Annotated in this window: 14 protein-coding genes; 12 read left to right on the top strand and 2 right to left on the bottom strand. The window is 62.9% G+C overall.

The window, feature by feature from the left end:
* The first annotated feature begins 96 nt into the window (after positions 1–96).
* The 6 genes from lpxB (at position 97) to H6A60_RS04965 (ending at position 6,156) form a co-directional block, all read left to right on the top strand.
* Positions 97–1,287: a lipid-A-disaccharide synthase gene (gene lpxB / locus H6A60_RS04990; protein WP_205102311.1), complete on the top strand. Its 1,191-nt coding sequence runs from the start codon at positions 97–99 to the stop codon at positions 1,285–1,287.
* A 99-nt stretch (positions 1,288–1,386) separates the two neighbouring features.
* Positions 1,387–2,181 carry a ribonuclease HII gene (gene rnhB / locus H6A60_RS04985; protein ID WP_205102310.1) on the top strand — a complete coding sequence of 265 codons (795 nt, stop codon included), beginning with the start codon at positions 1,387–1,389 and terminating at the stop codon, positions 2,179–2,181.
* Between the two features lie 25 nt (positions 2,182–2,206).
* Positions 2,207–3,025: a TrmH family RNA methyltransferase gene (locus tag H6A60_RS04980; RefSeq protein WP_205102309.1), complete on the top strand. Its 819-nt coding sequence runs from the start codon at positions 2,207–2,209 to the stop codon at positions 3,023–3,025.
* A 165-nt stretch (positions 3,026–3,190) separates the two neighbouring features.
* A complete protein-coding gene (locus H6A60_RS04975; protein WP_205102308.1) occupies positions 3,191–4,381 on the top strand; it encodes an iron-containing alcohol dehydrogenase in 1,191 nt (396 codons plus the stop codon).
* Between the two features lie 200 nt (positions 4,382–4,581).
* Positions 4,582–5,643 carry an MBL fold metallo-hydrolase gene (locus tag H6A60_RS04970; RefSeq protein ID WP_205102307.1) on the top strand — a complete coding sequence of 354 codons (1,062 nt, stop codon included), beginning with the start codon at positions 4,582–4,584 and terminating at the stop codon, positions 5,641–5,643.
* Between the two features lie 150 nt (positions 5,644–5,793).
* Complete coding sequence (locus tag H6A60_RS04965) at positions 5,794–6,156, top strand: helix-turn-helix transcriptional regulator (RefSeq protein WP_205102306.1); 363 nt, start codon at positions 5,794–5,796, stop codon at positions 6,154–6,156.
* Between the two features lie 139 nt (positions 6,157–6,295).
* On the opposite strand, the gene H6A60_RS04960 is transcribed toward H6A60_RS04965, so the two are convergent.
* On the bottom strand, positions 6,296–6,715 hold the full coding sequence (locus H6A60_RS04960) for a cupin domain-containing protein (protein ID WP_205102305.1): 420 nt from the start codon (positions 6,713–6,715) through the stop codon (positions 6,296–6,298).
* A 173-nt stretch (positions 6,716–6,888) separates the two neighbouring features.
* On the bottom strand, positions 6,889–7,347 hold the full coding sequence (locus H6A60_RS04955; protein WP_239477600.1) for a hypothetical protein: 459 nt from the start codon (positions 7,345–7,347) through the stop codon (positions 6,889–6,891).
* Between the two features lie 131 nt (positions 7,348–7,478).
* Here H6A60_RS04955 and tadA point away from each other — a divergent pair, with 131 nt between their 5' ends.
* The 6 genes from tadA (at position 7,479) to H6A60_RS04925 (ending at position 20,141) form a co-directional block, all read left to right on the top strand.
* Positions 7,479–8,450: a tRNA adenosine(34) deaminase TadA gene (tadA, locus tag H6A60_RS04950; protein WP_205102304.1), complete on the top strand. Its 972-nt coding sequence runs from the start codon at positions 7,479–7,481 to the stop codon at positions 8,448–8,450.
* 15 nt (positions 8,451–8,465) lie between these two features.
* Positions 8,466–9,581 (top strand): S66 peptidase family protein, encoded by a 1,116-nt coding sequence (locus tag H6A60_RS04945; RefSeq protein WP_239477599.1) that lies wholly within the window; start codon positions 8,466–8,468, stop codon positions 9,579–9,581.
* Between the two features lie 127 nt (positions 9,582–9,708).
* A complete protein-coding gene (locus tag H6A60_RS04940; protein WP_205102303.1) occupies positions 9,709–11,673 on the top strand; it encodes an ATP-binding protein in 1,965 nt (654 codons plus the stop codon).
* A gap of 31 nt (positions 11,674–11,704) precedes the next feature.
* Positions 11,705–12,361, top strand: a complete 657-nt coding sequence (locus H6A60_RS04935) for a LysE family transporter (protein ID WP_205102302.1) — start codon at positions 11,705–11,707, stop codon at positions 12,359–12,361.
* Positions 12,362–12,643: 282 nt separating this feature from the next.
* Positions 12,644–19,255: a hypothetical protein gene (locus H6A60_RS04930; RefSeq protein WP_205102301.1), complete on the top strand. Its 6,612-nt coding sequence runs from the start codon at positions 12,644–12,646 to the stop codon at positions 19,253–19,255.
* 274 nt (positions 19,256–19,529) lie between these two features.
* A complete protein-coding gene (locus H6A60_RS04925) occupies positions 19,530–20,141 on the top strand; it encodes a hypothetical protein (protein WP_205102300.1) in 612 nt (203 codons plus the stop codon).
* Positions 20,142–20,428: the final 287 nt, after the last annotated feature.

The raw sequence follows: 20,428 nt of genomic DNA, 5'->3' as shown, positions 1-20,428 counted from the left end.
TCGCACCGCAAACAGTATGCGATGCGAGCGGCCTGAGGCAGCCGACGAACATACTGAAGACCCCACAGAATCAACGACGCTTAATCTGGAGACAACATGGGCACCCATCAACCGATTGCAACCCCGGAAAAGAACGGCGCAGTGTGGCTTGCCGGCGAAGCGAGCGGCGACTTCATCGCCTCGCTCGTTCTGCCCGAAGTCGAACGCCGCATGGACGGCGCCCCGCAGTACGGCGTCGGCGGCGCGCGCATGCGCGCTGCGGGCTTTCATGCCTGGCATGACATCAGCGAACTCTCTGTGCGCGGCTATGTGGAAGTGCTCTCGCACCTGCCGCGTCTGCTGCGCCTGAGAAGCGAGCTCGTGCAGAGCTTTGCGAATTCCAATCCGCGCGTCTTCGTCGGCGTCGACGCCCCGGACTTCAATCTCGACATTGAGGCGAAGCTGCGCCGCCGCGGCGTGCCGATCGTGCACTTCGTGAGCCCGGCCATCTGGGCCTGGCGTCCCGAGCGCATCCACAAGATCCGCACCGCGGTCGACCACATGCTGCTCGTCTTCCCGTTCGAGCAGGAGATTTACAAGCGCGCCGGCATTCCGGCGACCTATGTCGGCCATCCGCTCGCTTCCGTCATTCCGATGGAACCCGACACCGTGGGCGCGCGAGCCGACTTCGGTCTCAACGAAGATTCGCTTCCCGTTGTGACGGTGCTTCCGGGTTCGCGCATTGACGAAGTAAAGGGCTGCGCTCCTGCTTTCTTCGGTGCTGTTGAAAAGCTCCTGCACCGCTACGGCGACATGCACGTGCTCATTCCGGCCGCAGACGAGCGCGCTCGCGAAAACATCATCTTCCTCGCGGGGCAGTACGCGCGCCTTGCGCAGCGCATGATCGTTCGCGTCGGCACGAGCCACCGCATGATGGAAGCGGCCGATGCCGTGCTCGTGGCTTCGGGGACGGCGGCCTTGGAGGCGGCGCTCTACAAGAAGCCGATGGTTGTCGGCTACAAGATGCCTGCCGTGACCGGCATGATCATGCAGAAGAAGGGGCTCGTTCGCCATGTGTCGCTGCCCAATATTCTGCTTGGCGAAAATGTCGTTCCCGAGTTCCTGCAGTACTTCTGCGAAGCCGATCAGATCTCCTGGGCGCTCGAGCAGGCGCTCGCCGACGAAACGAATCGAGCGAATCTCGTCGAACGCTTCACGATGCTGCACGAAAGCCTCAAGGCCGACACGGCGAACCTCGCTGCCGAGGCCATCACGGCGATCGCTGCGCGTAAGCCCGCGGGCTTCTGAGTGCTGCGGTTCGCTTGAAGCGACTTCAATTGAGCGCCTCGCCGTCCGAATGCACGGGCTGCGGGGCGCTTCTGATTTTCTCTACCGAGGAATGCGCTTGTGACGAAAGCGAAAAGGGCGGCGACGGCTGCGGCTGAAACGACTGCAAAGACGACGCAAAAGCGTTCGAAGAAAGAACCGAAAACGGCAAAGGCAACCGCCAAGGCAGTTGCCGCGGACGCGGCGGGCGGCCTTTTTGCCGAAGCGGGTTTCTGGCCCGACGCGAAAATCATCGCGGGTGTAGATGAAGCCGGGCGCGGCCCGCTTGCCGGCCCCGTTTGCGCGGCGGCGGTCGTGCTCGATCCCGAGCGGCCGATCGAGGGACTCAACGACTCGAAGAAGCTTTCGGCCAAAAAGCGCGAGGCGCTCGAACCCCTCATCAAGGAGCGCGCCCGCGCCTGGGCTGTTGCTTGGGGAAGCGTCGAAGAGATTGATTCGCTCAATATTCTTGAGGCGACGCTTCTCGCAATGCGGCGTGCGGTAGAGGGATTGGGCATTACGCCCGACCTTGTGCTCGTCGACGGCAACCGGCCGCCGCACTTGGCTGTTCCTGTCGAAACGATTGTGAAGGGCGACGCCAAGGTGCCTGCCATTTCCGCCGCATCGATTCTTGCCAAAACTGCGCGAGACCGTCTCATGACGGAGGCGGCGCAAACGTATCCGGGCTACGGCTTTGAGGTGCACGCGGGCTACGGCACAAAGCGCCACCTCGAAGCGCTCAAGACGCTCGGCGTAACGCCCTTGCACCGGCGCTCCTTCGAGCCCGTCAAAAGCATGCTTGCCGAAGCGCCGACGGCAGAGAGTGCGCCCGCAAAAAACACAGCAGACGAAGCGGACAAAGCGCAGACCGACTGAAATGCCCGAGCCAGAAGGATCCAACATGAGCAGCATAGACATTGCCTACATCGAAAGCGACGCCAATCCGAAAGTGAAGCGCTGGAAGCGTTTGGCGCTTGAACCGCGCGCCGTGAAGCGCGAGCGCGCCACGCTCTTGGAGGGGCTTCATCTTCTTTCGGTTGTCCTCGAGCACCCGAAGGCCGAGATTGCCGCGCTGATTCTTTCCGAAGAGGCTGTCTCAGAAGCGCACGAGCTCGTCGAAAAGCTTGCCGAGCGCACGGGTGCACGCGTCTACGGCCTCACAAAGCGCCTCTACGATCAGATTTCGCCCGTTGAAAACGGTGCGGGCTGCATGTGCGAGATGGCAATCCCGGCGGCGGCCGCTCCCGAAGACTGGCGCGAAGCGGACGTGCTTTATCTTGACGGCGTGCAGGACGCGGGCAACGTCGGCACGCTTATTCGCACGGCCGTGGCGGCGGGCTTTGCGACGATCGCCGCTAACGTCGGCACGGCGAGCATCTGGTCGCCCAAGGTGCTGCGCGCCGGGATGGGCGCGCACCTCGCGGCGCACTTTGTTGAAAATCTTTCGCCCGAAACGTTTCGCGAGCATTACCGCGGCCGCATTTATGCGGCCGATGCGCGAGGCGGGCGCGACCTTTTTGCCGCGCCCGACTACGCCGACGGTCCCTGCGCTTGGGTGATGGGCGCAGAAGGGCCCGGCGTATCCGAAGCGGCGATCGCCGTCTGCGATGCACGCTATTACATTCCGATCGAGTCGAGCGTTGAGTCTCTCAACGTCGGGGCGGCAGCGGCCGTTTGCCTCTTTGACGCAAGAAGACGGCGTTTACTCAAGCACGGATAAATTTCGCTCAATAGAATGAGCGCCCTCGGTCGAGGCGGGCGACTTCCGCTTGGCCGAGCATTTTCTTCTTTGGGGTCCGCTACCGGGCCGCTTCATCAGCATTCTTTCGGCCGGAAGCGCATCGCGCGGCAAAAAACGCAGCGTCCCGCGCCTTCAACCACGATCATGCTCAACTTCAGCTACCACAATCCCACGCGTTTGGTTTTCGGGCGCGATGCAGAAACCCAGACGGGTGCGGTCATTCGCGAGACGCTCGGCAAGAGCGGTAAGGTGCTTGTTCTTTATGGCGGCGGCAGTGTCCGCCGCACGGGGCTCCTAGACGCGGTGCGCTCGAGCCTCGAAGAGGCGGGCTTTACCGTCATCGAAAAGGGCGGCGTGCAGCCCAACCCCCGCATGAACTTCGTGCGCGACACGGTCGACTGGATTCGCGATCAGGCGATCAAGGCCGTTGTCGCCGTGGGGGGCGGCTCCGTGATCGATACGGCCAAGGCGGTTGCGATCGGCGTTGAGTATGAGGGCGACAGCTGGGACTTTTTCACGGGTGAAGCGGTGCCCGAAAAGGCGCTCCCCGTCTTCGCGGTGCTCTCGATTCCGGCAGCGGGCTCCGAGCAGTCGACGCGCGCCGTCATCACGCACCACGGCGACAAGATCGGGATCGGTTCCCCGCTCATTCGACCGCGCGCGGCCCTCATCAATCCCGCGCGCTTTGCGACGCTGCCGGCGCTGCAGATCTCGGCCGGGGTCGTCGACATGTTCTCGCACATCCTCGAGCGTTACTTCTCGAATACCGAACACACGGAATTCGTCGACGGCCAGGCCGAAGCGGCGCTGCGCACGATTCTCGAATTCGGGCCGAAGGTGCTCTCGAACCCCAAGGACTACGACGCTTGGTGCCAGATCGGTCTTGCCGGGAGTTTTGCGCACAACGGCTACTTCGGCCTCGGGCGCGAGGAGGACTGGGCGTGCCACGCGATCGAACACGAAATCTCCGGCTGGAACGAAGCCGTCGTGCACGGCGCGGGCTTGGCCGTCGTGATCCCCGCCTGGATGCGCTACGTTTCGCAGTTTGCCCCCGCGCGCTTTGCCGCGTTCTCGCGCCGCGTGATGGGCGTCGCCGACACGACCGACGGCGAAAAGCGTTCGGAAGCGGCCGTGATTGCGCTCGGGATTGCGAAGTTCATCTCGTGGCTGCAGCAGATGAAGCTCGCGACGACGCTCGAGTCGCTCGGGATCGGCGACTGCCCGATCGAGTCGCTCGCGCGTCACGCTGTGAGAAAGGGACCGATCGGTCGTCTGAAGCCCCTTTCCGAAGATGATGTGCTTGCGATTCTCACTGCGGCAAAAAGCGGCAAGTAATCGCGAAAATCCAAAAATCGGGTGCGCAAAACTTCCGATATAGTCAAACGTGACGACTTGCGGGGCGAGTTCTTTGCCCCGCAATTTCTCTCGCTCGAAAAGGGGACGAAGTTTTGCGGCGCGATTGGCATTTCTACGAGAAGACTCCGCCCCGTCGGCGCGCGTTGCGCGTTGCGGGTTTGTGTGCGCTCGGCGCAGCCGTGTCCGGCGGCACCGGGGGCTTCATCATCAGCGAAGAAATGGGTGCAGCGCCCTCGGGTGAGCGGCTTCGCCGGATCGAAGCATCGCCCAACTGGCGCGACGGCGCTTTTCGCAACCTCGTCGAAGTGCCCGATTTCACGGGAAAGCGTCGCTCGAGCTGGCGCGCGATGTACGACTTTCTCACCGACAAGACCGCCGGAATCGAGCCATCGGTACGGGTGCCGAGCGTGAAAACACCGCTTGAGAGTGTGGCTTCGGGACAAATTGTTTGGTTGGGTCACTCAGGTTTTTTCTTGCACGAGAGCGGCCTGCGCGTACTTGTCGATCCTGCGCTTGGCGCGGCCTCGCCCGTGCCTTTTGCCTTCAAGCCCTTCCGGGGTGCGGACGTCTATCGGCCCGAGGACATGCCGTCCGTCGATTGCCTTTTCATTACGCACGATCACTACGATCACCTCGACTACGCGACGGTTCGCGCCATAGCGAATCGCGTCAAGCGCGTTGTTTGCCCGCTTGGCGTCGGTGCGCATTTCGAGTACTGGGGGTGGCCCGCGGAGCGCATCACGGAGCTCGACTGGTTTGAAGAGACGCGCGTGGGCGATTCGCTTCTCGCAACGGCCGTGCCTTCGCAGCACTTCTCGGGCAGAACCTTGAAGCGCAACACCACGCTTTGGGCCGGCTTCGTTTTGCAGTTTCCCGGCAAGACGCTTTACCTCTCGGGCGACGGCGGCTACGGGCCGCACTTCAAGGCGATCCGAAGCCGCTTTCCGTCGATCGACCTCGCGATTCTCGAGGACGGGCAGTACAACACCGACTGGTCGACCATTCATCTGATGCCCGAAGACTGGCGAAGAGCGGTTGCCGACCTCGCGCCAAAGCGCGTCATGCCCTGCCACAACGCCAAGTACGCGCTCTCGCGGCACGTCTGGACGGAACCCTTGAATTGCGCGCTCGCTTCATGCCGCGCGCTCGGCGTTGCGCCGGCTTTCCCGACCATCGGAGAGGCCTTTCTCTGGGCGTCGGGCGAACCGATGCCTCACCGCTGGTGGCCCGATCGCGCATAAGGCGCGGCAATACCGACTTTCGAGAATTCTTTCCGCGCGTGCGCTTGCGCTAGACTCATGCGCTTCACCGGTGCGTTCGCTTGGGGCCTGCGAGGGTGGGCGGTCGGCGGACGAGCACAACATCAACGGAACAATCGGTCGGACGACATCATGGAGAAAAAGCGCACGCGCTACGCGCAGGGCAAGCAAGTAAGAACCCAGACGGCAAAGGGTGCCCGTACGGGCGGGCGTGCCGGCGGCGGGGCGCGCGGCGGCAGAAAGGGCGGTGCGCCGCAGCACCCGGGCGTCGTGCTTGCGTCTGTTCTCGCCGACACGCCGCTCTCGCTCGCGGCGAAGTGGTTCGGCTTGACGCCCGAGGCGCTTGCCCGCGTCTATGCGGGTGAGGCGCCCGTGACGGCCGAAATGGCCGCGCAGGCAGGGTCGATTTTCGGCACGGGCTCGGCCCCCTGGCTCGAGATGCAGGCCGCTTGGGACGAAGCGGTGGCCGCAGCCGAGGCCCGTGAGGCGCCTTAAGCGCACTTCGCGGCGCAGCACCCGGCGACAAAAACGGACAAGGACAAAAGGCGGCCGGCTCGACGGCTTTCGAGCGGTCGCCTTTTGAGAGGAGCCGCTCATGCTGAGCGGTCTCCGGTGCCCGAAGCGTTACGAGCGCTTACGGCAGCTTATCGTATTGAGCGCGATCGACAGGCTCCATCCAGACGGCGGGCCCTTTCTCGGCGTCTACTTCAACGGAGAAGTGGGAAAACCAGCTGTCCTTTGCCGCGCCGTGCCAGTGCTTGACATGCGCGGGGATGTCGACGACGTCGCCCGGCTTCAATTCACGTGCGGGCTTGCCCCATTCCTGGTACCAGCCGCGGCCGGCGGTAACGAGCAGCGTCTGACCGCCTTCGTGAGCGTGCCAGCTGTTGATGCAGCCCGGCTCAAACGTGACGTTGCCGATGGGGCAGGCGGGCGTGAGCGAAAGCATCTTGAGCCAGACGCGGCCCGAGAAGTTCTTCTTGAAAAATTCGCTCGTTTGCAGTTCGCCCGCGTCGAACGTGAGCGTGTGGAGGAAATCGGTTTCGCTGGTCATGTCTTGATGTCCTATCTTGAGGGTAAAGCAGAAATGTTTAGGGCGGCGCAAAGGCCTTCCCGTCGTCACAACCAAAGCTTAGCTTTGCGCTTTTTGCCTCAATTTCAGAAACCGACGCCTTCCTTGCCCGATCCGATCGTTTCTGTTCGATCGGGCAAAAAATGCGCTGCGCGCTACGGGCGCAGGAGGTCCGTGATCGTGAGCGAGAGGAGCGGGCTCGAGCGCTTCTGCGCTTCTTCGTTGATGAGCTTCATCGCGAGCGAACCGAGCGTATCCTGCAGTCCGTTCTTCGGGTCCTTGAGGAGCACCTTCATCGCGGGCTTGCCGCAGCGCTTCATCACGAGGTTTGTGAGCACCTTCTGCGCGTTCGCTTCGACCGCCTTCGTCTTCGCGCTCGGAATCGTCTGCACTTCGCGCGCGGCGCGCGTTTTGCCGATCGTCACGTACGCCCACTGCACCATCGCGTCGCGGTCGGCGTTTGTGGTGTTCTCGTAAAGGCAGTCGGCGAGCGCATCGCTCTCCTTGGTGGCGGCCGAGGCATGCGGAGCGGCTAGTAGAATGGTGGCGGCCGCGAGCCCGGCGCAGAACGTGCGGGCAAGGGACGCGGCATTGAGGCGATGTGCGCAGTGCATAGAGCGATTCTCCGAAGACGTGGTCCGGGATAAGTGCAGGCACGCAAAGGCGATGCTGCATCGTTGCCGGTTCTTCGCCGCATTCTATCGCTGCGCCCGATTTCTTCCGTACCGAATATTGTTTCGAAGTTATGTACCGACTTTTAGACGCCGACTATTCGCTTCGCGACGTCGAACGCTTTGTGGAGCTCTCGATTCGCCGCGGGATCGGCTTTGCGTCGCTCGCGAAGGGCCCCGAGGGCGAGCGCGACGTGCGAACGGCCGCTGCGGCGGCGCTCCTAGACGCGGGCGACTTGCCGATGCCGCGCGACGTGCTCGAGAAGCGACTCACGGCGTTTCTCGCGGGACCGGGCAATTGGCTCGCCGAAAGTGCGGCGTCGCTCGAAGCGAAGCTCTTTGCGCTCGGGCTCCTCGAATCGAGCGCAGATGCGGCGGGCGACGCGCACGGTGCCGTGCGCTCGCTGCTCTCGCCGCGCCCCGACGTCACGACGGCGCGCTTGATCGACGAACTCGAAGCCGCGCGCGAGGTGCTCGCTTCGCGCCGTGCGGCGCGCATTCAGGCGCTTCAGGAAAAGAATCGCACGGTCAATAGCGGCGCGCCCGAAGTCGATCCGGCGCTCGACGAGCGCTTCATGCGCTTGGCGCTCGGTGCAGCTGCGGCTGCGGCCGAAGCGGGCGAAGTGCCTGTCGGCGCGGTCTTGGTCGAAGGCGACGAGATACTTGCCGTGACGGGCAATCGGACGCTTCGCGACTGCGACCCGAGTGCGCATGCCGAGATGCTTGCCCTTCGAGCGGGCGCCAAAAAGCGCGGCAACCATCGCCTCTGCGGCACGACGCTCTATGTCACGCTTGAGCCTTGTCCCATGTGCTCCGGCGCAATTGCCGAAGCGCGGTGCCGGCGGATCGTCTTCGGAGCGCTGGACCCGAGGCGCGGTGCCGTTCAGGGGGCGCTCAGACTCTACGACATTCCGGGCGTCAACCACCGGCCCTTCGTGACCGCGGGCGTGCTCGAAAACGAGGCGGCGGCGCTTTTGAAGCGCTTCTTTGAAGAAAAGCGCAACGCGCGCGGCGCGGCTGCCGAATGCGGCGCATGCGGCGAGTGAACAGAGGGGGAAGCGATGATGACCTCCGTGCGAAATGCGCAGGCTGCGCAGTCCGAGCTGCCGATTTACGAGCGCCCCGAGTCGCTTGCGGCCGATCCGGCGCTTGCGCCCGTGGCGAATTTGTGCGTGCACGAAGCGGCCGACATCGACGCGATGCGCCGCGCGGGCGCGTTCGAGCGGTGGGCGGGCAAGCGCGTCGCGATCTTTGCGCCTTCCTACCAGTTTTTGACGCGCACGGGCGACATTCATCACGCGCGGCGCGAGGCGGCGCTTGAAAACTGCCGCCGATGCGGGCTCGAACCCGTGCTCCTCGAACACCTACTCGAGCAAACCGGGCGTTTCGCGGGCAGCGACCAAGTCCGTGCGGCCGATCTCATGCGCGCGCTCACGATGCCCGAAATCGACCTCGCGATGCCGATTCGCGGCGGCTACGGAATGACGCGGCTCCTGCCTCTTCTCGACTGGTCGGTGTTGGCCGAGGCCAAGACGCCGATCGTGGGCTTCTCGGACTTTACGGCTTTGAATCTCGCGCTTTTCGCCCAAACGGGGCGCGCCTCCTGGCACGGCCCGATGCTGGGCAGTTTTGCGAATCCCGACCGTTTCGCGCTCGAGCGCTTCGGCGTCGTTTTCGGCGACGAACCGGGGCCGCTCGCGTGGCGGCACGGACGCGCGCCAAAGCTCCCCGATTGGGCCCGGACGGGCGTGCATGCGCTCGAAGGGACGCTCTGGGGCGGCAACCTCGCGCTCGTCTCGAGTTTGGTCGGCTCGCCTTGGCTGCCCGAGGTTTCCGACGGCATTCTTTTCCTAGAAGATGTCGACGAAGCGGCCTACCGCGTCGAGCGCATGCTGCTGACGCTCCTTGACGCAGGCATTCTCGAGCGGCAGCGCGCCATTCTTCTCGGGGACTTTGCGGGCGCGAACAACGCCTGGCGGTTCCCGGGCGACGCGACCCTCGCGCGCGTTTTCGACTACATTCGCTCGCGACTCCCGGAGCGTGTCTTGATGGTTTCGGGACTGCCCTTCGGACACGTGCCGCATCAGGCGACGCTCCCTGTCGGGGTCGCTGCACACTTGACGCTCGAAGCCGGCAGCGCGAAGCTAACGTGGTCGTCTGCGTCCGCAGTTCGCTGAGTCGAAGAAATCCGGAGGCGCTGCAGCCCGAAAAAGCGCCGCAAAAAGACGAAAAACAAAAACGAACGGATCGAGCGCTTCGCCTTGAGCGTTCGGTTCTCGTCCGTACCAATCGATATCCGAACCCATGCCCGCTTCACGTCGCTCTCTCATTTCGTTTCTGAAAAACTTCATGATGCTGCCCGCTTCACGCAGCGTCACGGCGCGCACGCTCGCCAAGCTCGTGCTCGCGTCGATGAAGCTCCTTCCGGTGGCGCTTGCCGCCCAGTTCACCGGGATTGCCTCGCTCTTAGCCACGTTCTGGCATTCGGATGTTTCGCGCATTTTCCTTTGCGTCTGGGCCGCTTTCGGGCTCGTGCAAGTCTATTTCGCACTTCACTTCGTTCGCGGCTTCTGGCGCGACCGCGAGCGTGTTGCGCGCGTCCGCATCTGGATTCGGCGCTGGACGGTTCTCGCGACGTGCGCGGGCTTCATCTGGGGCGTGGCGGGCGCGGTCTTTCTCGTTCCTGTCTCCGGGATCCTGCAGGTCGTGACGATTGCCGTGATCGTTGCCGTGACTTTTGCGAGCTGGCCCGTCTATTCGAGCTGGATGCCCGCGCTCACGTTCTTCACGCTTCTTTCGCTCGCGCCCATGACGATTTCGGTTGCGGCGCAGTACGGCGTCAGTCAAACGATCATGGCGCTCGTGCTTCTTGTCGTTACGGTCTTCATTCTTTATTCGGGGCGGCGCTTGAACGAAATGATGCTCTCTTCGATCCTCATGGACGATGAGAACCGACGCCTCGTCGAACGCCTGAAGCGTGAAGTGAACCGCACGGAAGCGGCGCGCCGCGCAACGCAGGAGGAGAGCGAAAGCCGCGCACGCTTCTTTGCTGCTGCGAACCACGACCTGCGTCAGCCCCTCCAGGCGATGGGGATATACCTCGATATTTTGAAGCGCCGCGCGACCCCGCAGACCGCTCCCGTGATCGAGCAGGTCGCGACCACGATGGGCGTCATTTCGACGCTTGTCGAACAGGTCCTCGAAGTAACGCGCATGGAGTTCGGGCGGCTTGAAATTCACCCGGAAGTGATCGGCATCCCGGCGCTTTTGCAGGAAGTCGACCGCGAATTCAGGCCGATTGCCGAAAAGAAGGGACTGCGCTTTCGCGTGCGTCCGATCGACGCATCGGTGCGCACCGATCCCCTGATGCTGCGCCGCGCGCTCAAAAACCTCATCACGAACGCCATTCGCTACACCGATAAGCCTCAGGGTGAAATCGTCGTTGCCGCGCGCCGTCTTGGGCACGCGCGCGTCTCGATCGGCGTCTACGATTCGGGACCGGGCCTCTCGAAAGCGGACTGCACGAAAATTTTCGAGACTTTTTACCGGGGAGCAGCCGGCAAGGCGTCGACCGCTTCGGGCTTTGGACTCGGTCTGTCGATCGTGAAGGGCATCTGCCGGCAGCTCGATATCGGGCTCTCGGTTGGTTCGCGCCTCGGGCGCGGCAGTGTTTTTCGGCTTGTGCTCGATGTGAGCGAAGCCGAGCAGGTGCGCCTTTTCGAAGAGGCGCCCGCAGGGCGCAGCGCGATTCGACCCTTTGCGGGCACCGTCGCGCTTCTTGAAGACAACGCGTTCGTGCAGACGGCCATGCGCGACGCGCTTGAAAGCTGGGGCTCGTCCGTTGTAAGTGAAGAGCAGCCCACCGAAGCCTTCTGGTCGGCGGTGGAGGCGGCTGCGAAAGAAAAGTCCCCGCTCGTTTTGATTTCCGACTACAACTTGGGCGAAGGGGCTCCGACCGGGCTCGCAGCCGCAGGCATTTTAGAGAAGCGTCTCGGGCGTGCGGTGCCCGCTGTTCTCATTACGGCGGTGTCGCGAGATCTGATCGAAGGCGACTTCGAGCGCGACCGCACGAGCGGGCGCGATGCCCCGAAGAGCCTCCCCGTCATTCTTCAGAAGCCTTGTTCGGCGGAAGCTTTGAATGAGGCGCTTCACGCTTCGCTCGAACGTTTCGCCGAGACCGAAAAGACAGAGACGGCAGTTGATACGATCGAATCTTCCGGTGCGGCAGGCGTCGAAGAACCCGATCAATCAAACGGAACGGTCAACTGAAAACAAAGCTGAAAGAAGAAGGAGTGAGGCCGTGAGTCACCTTTTTGCATTGTTTCTCGTCACGTCAATTGCCAACATCGTGACGCCGGGGCTGGGCGTAGCGATCATCGTGCTGATGGCGGCCGAGTACGGCTGGCGAAAGATGTTCTGGGGCTCGCTCGGGATTGCCGTCGGGATCGCCGTTCTCTTCACGATTGCGCTTTCGGGCGTGGGCGTCGTCATTGCCGCGTCGCCTGCGCTCTTTGCGCTCATTAAGCTCGCCGGCGCGCTCTACATATTTTTCATGGCCTGGCAGACGTGGCGAAAACCCGTCGTGAACTTCGGGCACCTTGAGGACGCGCACGCGGCAGAGGGCGCCAAACCCGATCTCGGACGCGGGCTCTTTTGGAAATGCGTCGTCATTTCGCTCACGAATCCGCAGCCGATCGTCTTCGGCGTCTCGGTGCTGCCGCAGTTCATCGATCCCGCGAAGCCCTACGTCGAGCAGGCCGCACTCATGATTGTCGTTTACTCGGCGATCGTTTTTGTTGCCATGGAGCTCTACGCCATGGCCGCCTCCCGCGCGCGCGTTTTTCTCGCCAAGGGGCGCGGTCCCCTCATCATGAAGCGCGTGAGTGCGGCGGTCTTTGTGCTAATCGGGCTCGCCGTACTTTATTCGACGGTCTCGGGGCTCCTTGCGACGCAGTAGAAGGAGGCGGTCGGTCGTTTTCGTCCTTTTAGTCCTGCTTGAGGTTTCTACGGTTCTCGAATCGAACGAAAAACGGAAAAAAGTGCGTAAATGCGTACTCGATCTGTGCTTCACTTGAAGTATCGGGGACTGAAATGCCGCAGCGCACGGCGTGAGAGGCTTCGAGCTTGAAGCGCTCGGTGCGCTGTTCCCTGAAGGAGATGCGACCTGAAGCGGCGGGCTTCAAAAGAAAGCGATTCGATTTCCTGCGGACGTACCGTTCGCAGCACGCGGGAGAAAGACATGACGATTACCTTGAACGGCGCTCCTACAACGACAACGACGACGCAGGTCGACCATGAGACGCAGCCCGGCGGTGCGCCGCAAACGGGTTCGGTCGTTTCCGAGTTGGCCGAAGAGGCGCTCGGTGTCGGGCTTGAAGTGGCTTCGGACCTTGTCAAAGAGGTGCTCGCAGCGACACCGCGCTCGGCAACTGATGCGCCCGAGGGTGCGGGTGATGTGCTCGACGGGACGCGTGGTCCGGACGCCTTCAACGCGTCAGACGCTTCCTGGGAGAAGGCGCAGAAAGCCATTCACAAGAATGCGCAGGTGCTCGTTGATCGCTTTATAGCGGGCTCGAGCGCGCACCCTCGTGCACTTCACGGGCTCGCGCAGCCCGATGACGCCGAAGCGCGTGATTTTGAAAAGGTGAACGCAGCGCTGAAGGCGGTGATCGACCCGCAAAACGTCAAGATCACGCCGGCCGAAGAAGACGAAGAAGACGAAGGTATCGCACACAGCGCCGAGCCGACGACCACCACTACTACTACGACAACCGGCGTTTCGCCTTCGAAGGTCGCGCGTGCAAAGTTCGAGGAACCGACCACAACCACGACAACCACAACGACCACGACAACGACAACGACAACGACCACCACCACGACTTCGGCGGCAGGGCATGCGGCTGCGGCGTCCCGAGTCTGGAGCGAGACGACGGTGGCCGAAGCACAGGCGGCGAGGAGCTTCGCGCCGAGAGCGTCCGAGTCGCCAAAGAGCGACGCCATGCTTCGGTCGAGACTCCTTGCGATCATGCAAAGCGGCACGCCCGGTGAGTGTCTTCGGGCAAAACTTCAGTTCATCCGTCAAAATGCCGACGGTCTCGGTGCAGCGGCCCAGTCGACCGCCGCCATGCATTCGGCCGTACTGATTCAGACGAGCGCGTCCTACTTTACAGACGAGGCAGCGCATTTGGTCGGCAACGACCTTTTTGCCAACACGCTGTCGCTTTTCGCGGCGGAAACGCCCGAACACGCGCAGAGCGCAGCGCGCGATCTCGGAGCGACGCTTAAGAAAATTGCCTCGAAGCTCTCGTCCGAAACCGCAGAGGCACGCGAGATTTACGGCGCAATCGTGCTCGAACTCGGCTCACTCGTGGAAGCGAAACGCGCCGCGATGGCGCTCACGAAGGACGTGAGTTACTTTGCCGACGGTTCGGCCGACATTCGGGCGCAGAATTTCGGCTATCGGCCGGTCCCCGACCATCCCGGGCTCGTGCAGGATCCCGAAACGGATCCCGTTGAGACGCTTGCTCGCTTCGGCGGCCTTATGAGCGAAAAGCGCGACGCTGTTGCCACGGCTCTCAAAGACTTGCGCCTTTCGCTCGACGTCGCGCAGGCCGCGCTTGAAGAAGCGCAAGGCGAGGCGGGCGCAGCAAACGCGTGCGAAAAGTATGCGACAGTGCTTTCGCTCAACCGGCAGGCGGCCGAGATTCTTCTGCCCGCACTCGAAGAACAGGCGCTTTCGGCCGTTGAAGACACGCTTGCGAGAACGTTCTTCGACGTCGACTTGGTGAGCGAGGCGTCCGCCGACCGTTCGGCGGGCACCGCCGAGCGCGCTGCCGAGCTCGGCCGTACAGCTGCCAAGAATTTCGACTGGCTTGCCGTGGCGGCAGACCGTACCGGTTCTCTGCTCAACCTTGAGTGGGAGGTTGCGCAAACAGTCAAGAGCGATCGCGGTGCGCGCGGCGAACTCGACGACGCACTTCTCATATCGCACAGTCCCTTCAACGCGCTTCGGGATCTGGCGCTCGCACAAGCCCTGATGCAGGCGCCGTGGACGAAGGGCGCAACGCGCAAAGCGGCCGAGGCGAAGCTTACGCAGGCGAGCACACTGTCGGGTGCCGCTCAGGCAAGGCTCGCGGCTGAGGCGCTTGAGCTCCTGCACGGCGACCTTTGCGCCGAAAAGGCGCGCACCACGGGGGCGGCAGCCGCTGCGCAGAGCGAACTCGCGAAATTCGGCGTTGACGAGCACCATATCCGAGGCGGCATCCAGGGCGGCCTCAAGGCGCTCGCTGTGTCCCTCAAGTACGGGCACTTTGCACCTGTGACGAGTGCGGCGGGCACCGTGATTCCCGCGCGCTATTCCCGGCATGTTCTCGCAGAAATGGTCGACACGGTGGCTTCGGCCGCCGCGGTGCGCTACCCCGAAGTGGCCGCTGAGCTGCGCGCGCGTGGGACGGCATTCCTCAACGAACGAAATGAAGAGGCGAGCCGCGCCGCGTTCTCCGCCATTGCGCGCCTGTTTGCCTTCTTGGGGGAATTCGCTTCGGATCCGCCTGCGGGTCGGGCCGCTGCCGAAGGCGGCGCGCCCGCCGCTCAGGCACAGCCTCAGGTCCAAGCTCAGGCCCAAGCACCGGCAAACGCGCCCGATTCGCTTGACAAACTTGCACGTCTGTTCGTTGCGGACGATCCGGATGTCGAGCTCAACGAAGCCCGTAGAACGCTCGCGCACCTCATTGGCAGGGGCGACCTCTCGCGTGCGGCCGATCGTGCGGTCGAGCTCATGAGTTCGGCGCCCGGGGATCGGGAAACGGTGGGGCTCGCATCGGGCTTTGCCGCAGCGATGCGCGGCAGCCTCGCGGTCGACGTACAGCCTGCGGCGAATGCGGGCAAGATTGAGGCCGTCCTTCTTGCCGCCAAGTACTTGGACGGGCTCGGCTACAACGATTTCTTCAGGGAGCTTTTCGAGAGCGACCCGGACGCTTCGCTCTTTAGCGGGAGCAACGACCAAGCGCATGCCGGGATGGGGGCGGTGTCGGTCGCTCGTCCTCTTGTCGACGCGGCCGAGGCGTTCCGCGGGGCGCCTACGGCGGAGAACATGCTCAAGCTCGCCGCGGCCGTTGCCGATGCCGGCACCTCGCTTGACGCGCTCGACCTTGAGCTTCGCGCGAACGCGGCGGATAAACTCGACCCGAACGACATTGAAGCGCAACAGCGCCTCAATGAGCGGTGCGACCGCGCCATGGCGCAGTTGCGTGTTCTCACTGCGCACCGCGAAGTGTTTTTCTATGCTGCGCACGCGCTTTATGCGGCCGAAGAGAATTTCGCCGACCCGACCGACATGCGCGCCAATGCGCGCGGGAACCAGCGCTTTGAAGCGCTGGTTCGGAATACGCTTCCGGGCAAATGGCAGAAGCACTGCCTCTCGCTCATGCGAGCGGGCGTACGCGGCGCCATGGGCGGTGCCTCAACGGTACTCGCACTTGCGTCGCTCAAGGCGACGGGGGTGCATCTGTCGGAACGCTCCTTCTACGAAGCGCTCGGACGAACGGCGGACGTCAACGTTCAGCGGGTGCTTCGCCACTATCGGACGCACGCCGACGGGGGCGTGCGCGGGGCACGGGACGAGGCGCGAACGCTCGGCGACGAAATCGCGCATTTCCGCGAGAGCGTCGCCAAGGACGAGCACGTGCGCTCGATCGCCGATTCGCACGCGAGTACGGACGAAGCGCGGCGCTTTCAGGCAGAAGCGCTCGGCGTGCGCCTTCAGAGCCTCGGCATCGATGAACTTCAGGCGAAAAGAATCAAGCACGGCTTTGTTGCCTCGCCTGCCTCGACTGTAGCCGAACTCAAGAAAATCGAAGGTCAGTCGTCGGCGCTCGCGCTCATGGCCTTGAACCGCGTGGCGATCAATCGACCCGAAGACATCGACTCCGAGACGCTTTCGATGCTTGCGGGCGGCTTCGTGAAGCTGAAGGGCGGCAGCTTCCGGCTCTCGGACGCGGATCTCGTCAACGCAATCGTTCGTGCGGTGAAACTGCCCTTCCACGAGCGCGAGGCGGCGGTGCTTCTCGGCGAATTCATGCGCCGCATGCATGTAGCGCAAGGCCGACCGATCGGACTTGACGATGCGCTCATGCATCTCGCGCCAGCGGCGCCCGTCGCGGAAGACCTTCTCGACTGCTCGATCGACGAAGCCTCGGCGCGCTACGACACATATGAACTGGAGCGCACGCAATTCGAAACGACATCGGCACGCCTGCGCTTGGCCTGGCTGCACAACAGCGAGTCAGACAAGCCCGGTCCCGACGGGTATCCGGTGATCGGCGTCTTCACGCCCGAAGAGTCTTATGCCATCTTGCGCGCCATCGAGCCAAAGATTCTCGAAAAGAAGCTCGATGTCGGCATCAGCCGCGAGTGGCAAAAGGAGATCGAGACGAGCTACGCAGCGCTCCTCAGCACGTACGAGAGCGCGCCCGACGCCTCACAGAGCGACTTGCGCGCGGACGCGCTTCGCAAGCTTATGGCCGCGCTCACGCCCGCGCGGTTTAACCGCGGCCGCTACGTTCTCATGACGAAGCTTCACGATGAGAAAAAGCCTTCGGGCACGGACGAATTTCGGGCGGCTTGGCGCAGGCTCGGCGTAAAGAAGGGAATGCCGGGTGCGGAAAAGCTCGAAAAGACGCTGCAGCTCGAAACCGTGGTGCAGCTCGGCGACAACGCCCGCGTTGCGCTCTCTTCAGGTGGCACGATCGAAGGGCGGCTGATCTCGAGCTACCTCGGCGAACTCGACGATAAGCGCACGGCTCTCGCGTTTTTGACCGCAACGCACTGCGCGCTTGAACTCTCGGCTGCCTCGATCGGAAAGTCCGTCGAGTCGATCGCAGTGAGCGACCCGCACTGGCGACAGCGCGTAGCGGCAGACAAAGTGCGCGTGAGAAGCGACCAGACGCATTTAAAGGCGCTCCTTGCTTCGAAACCCGTGGGCGCCCAAGTGAGTCTCGCCGAAATCGTGGATGCGAACCTGCGCGAATTTCTCCCCGAAAATGCGGCCGCGGGCTTCATGACGGCGCTTCTTGCAGACAACGGAAAGCTGGCGGCTTCGCGCTCGCGTTCGCTCTTTCTCAGAGGCGAACTCCTTCGCAAGCAGCACTACTTTGAGGGACTCGCGACGGACATTCAATCGGCCGCGACGGGCTACGAACGCCTGGGCAATCTGCGTTCGGCCCGTGCGCAGCAGTTCCGGCTCGAGCAACGCATGCGTCTCACGTCGTGCCTCGATGCCATGACGCCCGGGGCAAGCGTCGCGATCACGAAGGATGGAAAGTTCCATGTCCTCGGAATGAAATTCTCTCATAGCATCGGCGCAGAGTCGTCGGACAGCTCGATGGGCATAGTCGCCAAGGCGGAACTCTCCCTCGGAGTCGACGTTAATCTTTCCGATGCCGTTGTCTTTACGAAAAATCGCGACGGTACCGTCACGATGCGCTCGACCAAGGCAGTCAAGGCGAGTGCGGGGGCGACGGCTTCGGTCAAGATGAGCGCGGGCATCGGTGCCGGGCTCGGGCGGCTTGATGCAGGGGCCGGCGCCGCTTTAAGCGGCTCGGTCGGCGCCTCGGTCGGTCTGGCTTTCGAATTCGGCGTAGAAAAAACGATGACGCCTGAAACGGGCGGCGTCTTTATGGAGAAGCTCTTTTCGCGTGAAATTTCTGCCGAGAATCTGAACGACGCGAAGGTCGGCAGGGCCGTTCGAGGCTCGGCTTCCGCGAGTATCGACGTGAGCGTCGGTGCCGCACTCGGTTTCTCGACAGCGTCGGAGACCGAAAAGAAGCTGATTTCGACGGAAACGGTCACCGATAAAAACGGCGTCAAAACCACGACGCAAATTTCGACGTTCAAAGACGGGAGAACCGAAACGAAGACGCTCAGGGAGAGTCCTAACGCACTTACCCGCACGAATACCACAGTGACGAATGCGAAAGGAACAGTGGTCTCGGAAAAGTCGACGATCGAACTCGAAGACGGCACAACGCTCTTCTCGGAATCGTCGGCGAACGGACTCGCAACCTCGTACGACAAGTTTTCGTACGATCCGGCCGAACTTTTGAGCCTCGAGGCGAGTGCCGGGGCGGGTGCGAAGGGCGCCGTGTCGGCAGTGAAGACCGTTCGCGAAACCGAACTCACGCGTGAGACCGAGTATGCCTTCAGCGGCGAATCCGAGCTGCACGCTTCGGCAAGCGTTCACAACACCGGCGCTTCCGTTGTCGATGAGCTTGCGGGCGGCAGCCTCGAGGGCAATGTCGTGTTTACGCTCGAAAAAAAGATGAAATTTGCGGTCGATACGGCCTATACGCGCGTCAACTCGCTTGTGAGCGGCGAAACCGTCGACGCGTCGAAACGCACGACCTGCACCTTCGACTTTGCCGAAGAGCCCCTGACAGTGCGATCGGTTCTGCGTGCGCAGCGGGTCCCGGCGCGGCAGGCCGCCGCAATTGCACGGCTCCTTGACGGCGCGGGCATTAAGGCGTCGAGCCTCACGATCGAGAGCCGCCATATCGGTCCGCTCGGCGGCCGCAGACTCTCGGCACGATCGCTCTGCCGGCCGCGCGCCTACGAACCGTACGCGGTGACGCTTTCGTATGAAAGCTCGAACAGCACGGCGAGCTTCCTCGCGCGCGCGCTCAACCAAGTGGGCGGCGCTTTGAACGGTGCGTTCGAGTTCACGCGCACTACAACGACGAAGCAGGAACTGCGCTTTGAGCTCGACGCAGTCTCGCGCCTGACGCCCGAGGTGATTCGTTCGGTGCTCGAAGAAAAACCGAGCATCGGGCTTCGCGCGGGCGAGATTGCCGTCTGAGTTCTTTTTGCCGGCCGCTCAGACGCAAAGGGAGGCGCATTAGAGGGCCCGGGCGCGCGGGAAGCACGGCTCGGGCCTTATTGCTGCACACTAGGCGGTGAACAGCCGATTGGCCTTAGGGTTTCCTTGGCCGCCAAATTGAACGCAACGGCGCAGCGAGTGCGTGATTGCGCGCTCAATGTGTGCTTCACTAAAAGTTTCGGGGCGCGGCGTGCGGCGAAGTCTGCACGATCGGGTGCGCTTTGAGAGCAGGCAGTTTTTCGAGGAGGTAGAGATGCTCAAAGAGATCAACACGCTGATTGCCGAGGGACGCCTGCCTTTGGCGCCTTTGGATCAGAACGGCCTCTCGGTCAATCCGACGATGTCGGGTGTTCTCTTTCTTTTGGCCGATGAAAAGAACCGCGCCTGCCGCTTCTACGTCAATGCGGCGCCGCTTTCGGATTTTGTGAAGACGAATCCCGAGCTCCTCCTTGAACTCCTTGCGCTCACGGGCCCCGCGTGCGACTACGCGGATCTGCGGCTCGGCGTCGACATGCGCGGACGCTTCCTCTGGGTAAGCACGACGGTGCCCTACGAGGCGCTCGACGAGACGGCGCTCCTCGCACGCTGCGAAGCCTTTAAGCGTGATGCGGCGCGCCTTTCGGCCGATGTGATTGCCGCCATCAATCGCGCAGCCGAGCGCGAGACGCTGGCGGCGGGCGCCTTCTCGGGCAGTGCGGCTTTTGCGGCCGGTGCTTTTGGCGTCGCCGGCGCAGCCGGTGCGGCAGTCGCGGCTTCGGCAGACGAAGCGCCTGAGAGGGCGGCTGCGGCTCAGTCGTCGGCAGCGGACGACTCGACGGCGCCGCTCGAAGATTTGGGTTTCCCGAGCGGCATTCTCTGGGGGTGAGCGGCTGACGAGGCCGGCGCATTCTGCACCTCAGTGCCGCCAGTGCGGCTCGTCCGGGGTCAGAAGATCAAGCGCTTCTCGACCTCTTCGTCGGCAAAAAACGCTCAATGGCAGCGAAGAGCAGTCCAAGCGCACTCGGGAAGCGAAGCGCGCATCGACGGGCAAAGCGAAAACCATTCCCTGCGAACGCCGGGGCGTTCGCAGCATGCGGAGATTCCTGCTGCTTTTGATATTTCGTTTATTTGTAAATAAAATTGCTCATTATGAGCAAGATATATCGTATTAGT

It is taken from the genome of Sutterella massiliensis, from assembly GCF_016899755.1.
In the GTDB taxonomy this organism is placed as follows: domain Bacteria; phylum Pseudomonadota; class Gammaproteobacteria; order Burkholderiales; family Burkholderiaceae_F; genus Sutterella; species Sutterella massiliensis.
This window is presented reverse-complemented; position numbering and strand designations above follow the sequence as displayed.